1 protein-coding gene is annotated in these 3448 nt (G+C 76.9%); it reads left to right on the top strand.

Going from position 1 to position 3448, the window contains the following annotated elements; translation table 11 throughout:
- A partial coding sequence (locus VGH85_13450) for a hypothetical protein (protein HEY2174807.1) occupies window positions 1–3448 on the top strand: 3448 nt, incomplete at both ends.

The raw sequence follows: 3448 nt of genomic DNA, 5'->3' as shown, positions 1-3448 counted from the left end.
TGCTCGACGTCGGCCCGGGCGCGGACGCCTTCCAGTTGCTGCGGCGGTTGCTGCCGGCGGCCGACCCGGGCCGCCCGGACAGCGCCGACGTCGCCGCGGGCCGGGACTTGCTCGACACCCTCGGACAGGTCTATGCCAGCGCGGCACCGGCGGCGGAGTTCGCGGTGCCGCGAGCGACGCCGACCCGCACGCCGCCCACCTGGTCGGTGCGCGGCGCGGTCGACGCGACCCGGCCACTGGCCGCCGTGGTCCGCGCCGGGCTCGCCGCCGCGCTGCCGGGTGCGGCGGCCGCCGCACCGGCGGCGACCGCCTTGCGTGCCGGGCTGCGGGCACAGCTGCACGTCGCGCCGGTCGCGGCCGCGGCCTCCGCCGCGGGGATCGCCGTCGACACTGAGGTGCGGCTCGACATGGGCGGGCTTCGGCTGGCCGCCGGTTCGCCGGTGCCGCCGACGCTCGCGCTGAGGGTTGCGCTGTTCCGGCCCGGCGGATGGCTGGCTGGCGGCCCGCAGGGGGTGCCGCTGCGGCCGGGCGGCTCACGGACCCCGGCGTTGCGCCGCGCCGAACTGCAGGTCGAGCTCGACCTGACCGCCGACCCCGACGTCCGGGTCCGGCTGACCCTCGCCGACGTGACCGCGCTCGGCCTGGACCAGGCGGAGCTCGTGCTGGGCGATCGCGGGGAACCGTTCGGTCCCGAGGCCCGCGTCCTGCTGGGCCGCCTCGCGGCGAGTCTCGCGTCGGCTCCGCCGAACGGCGCCGTCGCCGGTGTGGTCGACGTTCTGGCGGCGGTCGGCTTGATCGACCCTGCTGTGCCTGCGCCGGACGTCGGCTTCTCCGTCGACGCGCTCACCCGGCTGTTCCTCGATCCGGCCGGCCAACTTCGTGACGCGCTGGTCGCGCCGTCGGCGCGGGCGGCGGCGGCCGACGCGTTGCGGCGGCTCATCCCGACCGCGACCGGGACCGGCACCGAGGTGAGCTTCGAGCACGGCGGCCTCGGGCTCACCTTCGACCTGGCCGCGCCGGCCGCGCTGCGGCTGGGCACCGGCGCCGACGGCCTCGACCTTCCCGGCGGCGTGAGGGTCGGGTCCGCACTGTCCCTCGACGCTGCCGGCGGGTGGTCGGGCACCTTCGACCTGGCGGGGAGCGGCCCACCCGGCCCCGCGGGCCGGCCCGCGCTCCGGTTCGCCGCCGATGCGGGGAGCCCGCCGTCCCTGGCCGTGCAGGTCGACGGCGGGCTGCCGGGCCTGCCCACCGATCTGCCGTTGTGGCCGTTGCCGACCGGCGGCGCGGTGGTCGACGCGCTCCCGGTCGCCGCCGCGCTGCTGCTGGGCGAGGTCGGGCGGCTGGTGCTCACCTCGGCCCGCGGCCACGTCGCCGACCCGACCACCGGCATCGCGGCCCGGCTCGACCCGGTGCTGGTCTTCCTCGGCCTGCTTGACGAGGGATCTGCGCCGCGGATGCGGCTGCCCGCCGGGTTGTTCGCCGACCCGGTGCACTGGCTGGAACACACGTTCGCCGGCGACGGCCCCGGGATCGACGGCGACCGCGTCGCGCAGCTCGTCGACGCCGTCCGGCCGCTGCTCGCGCTGCCCACCGCGCCGCACGGCACGCTGCCGTTGCCCGGGGGAGTCAGTCTCGCGGTGGCGCGGGACGGCGACGGTGCGCGGCTCACCCTCGAGGTCGCGCGGGGGCAGGCCGACGCCGCCGGGCATCTCGCGGTCGAGGTGGACGCCGGGCTCACCGTCTTCGCCGCCCGCGCGCCGGTACCGCACCTTGCCGTCACGATCGGTCCGGCCGGCAGCACCGCCGCGCTCGCGCTGATGCTCGACGGCACGGCGCTCGGCGCGGCCCTGAAGACCGGCGCCGGCGACACCGTGCCGCTGTTCCCCAACACCCCCGGGCTGGGCAGCTTGGCCGGCGGCGCGGTTACCTTCGCCCTGCCGCTGGTCCTCGACCGGCTCGAGGTGTCGGCGCCGGCCCCGATCCCTTCGGCGATCGCCGCGGCGCGCACGGCGCTCGGCCTGGGCTCGCCGCACGTGGACCCGACCCAGGTCCGCCAGCTCGCCGCGGACCCCGCGGGCGAGCTCACCCGGCGCCTCGCCGCCAACGGCGCCGGCGCGCTCGGTCAGCTCATCGGCGTGGTCCGCCCGGCGCTGCCGGGGGACTGGACCGTCGACACCAGCGACCCGCATGCGGTGGCGATCACGGTCGGGATCGGTCCGACCCGGCAGCGGGTCGCCGTCGGTTACGCGGTCAGCCCGCCGAGCTTCCGGCTCGACGCGAGCATCGGCATCACGCTGCCCGGTCTCCCCGGCGGACCGCACGGCGCCACCGCGAGCCTCGACGGCAGCATGCGGGTGATCGTCGACCAGACCGGCCTGCGGCTCGTCGACGCCACGGTCGGTGTGGATCCGGCGAAACCGCTGGCGCTCGGCCCGGTCCCGCTCGCCCCGTTGCTTGACGTGCAGGTCGGCCCGGAGGCGGTCGGCGGCCCGCATGTCGCCGCCGGACTCGCGATCAGCGACGGCGCCCATGCCCGGGCGATCCTCGGGTCGGTCGGCGTCACCGCGCCGGTGCACGTCGCGGTCGGCACCCGCACCGACGGCGTCGACGACCCGGCACCGGACCTAGGTGCGGTCGCCGGCAGCCTGGTACTGCCGACCGTCGTCGACATCGCGTTGCAGAACCCGACCGTGCAGGCGCTGCTCGCCCGCCCGGCCATCCACGGCGCGTCATTCTCCGCCGGCAGCCTGTCCCTGCAGGGCGTGCTCAGCGGTGTCCTGCTCGACGGCTCCGGCGGCCTGGACACCGGGCTGTTCGCGCTCGACCCGGCCGATCTCCTCGCCCGGGTGATGCGGCTGGCGCACAACATCGCCGCCGGCGCGCCGTCGGTGACGATCGGCGAGCACCTCACGGTCGGCATCGCGTCGGAGGGCACCGCCCCCGGCTCGCACGTGGGTCTGGGCATCTCGATCCCCGCCGGTCAGCGAGTATTCCTTTCCCACGGCGCGCTGCAATTGTCGGTCGAGGTCGACGCGACCTGGGTCGACGTCGTCCATGCCACGCCGGGGCTGTCCCTGCTGATGTTCGACGACGACGGCACCACCTTCACGCTCGCGGCTGCGCCGCGGCTGGTGATCGACGGCGTGGGCCTGCGCCTTTCCCGGGCGAGCGGTCCACTGCTGGCCACCGCCATCTCGGTCGGGTCGTTGGCCGTGTCGGGACTGCTGGAGATCGGGCCCGGCGGGGTCGAAGCCGGAGGTGCGCGGCTCGAGCTCGCCGACCTGTCGATGGCCCCGGCGTCGGCCTCGGGCGGCGACAACGCGGTGGCGCAGGGCCTGCTCGGCAACGCCGCACAGACGGGCAGCGGTGGCGATGCGACCGCGTTGCGTCCGGCGTTCAGCCCGGCGCTGGCGCTGCAGTACGCCGTCGGCGGCCGGCTGGAGTGGTC

The organism is Mycobacteriales bacterium, from assembly GCA_036497565.1.
Classification (GTDB): domain Bacteria; phylum Actinomycetota; class Actinomycetes; order Mycobacteriales; family QHCD01; genus DASXJE01.
This window is presented reverse-complemented; position numbering and strand designations above follow the sequence as displayed.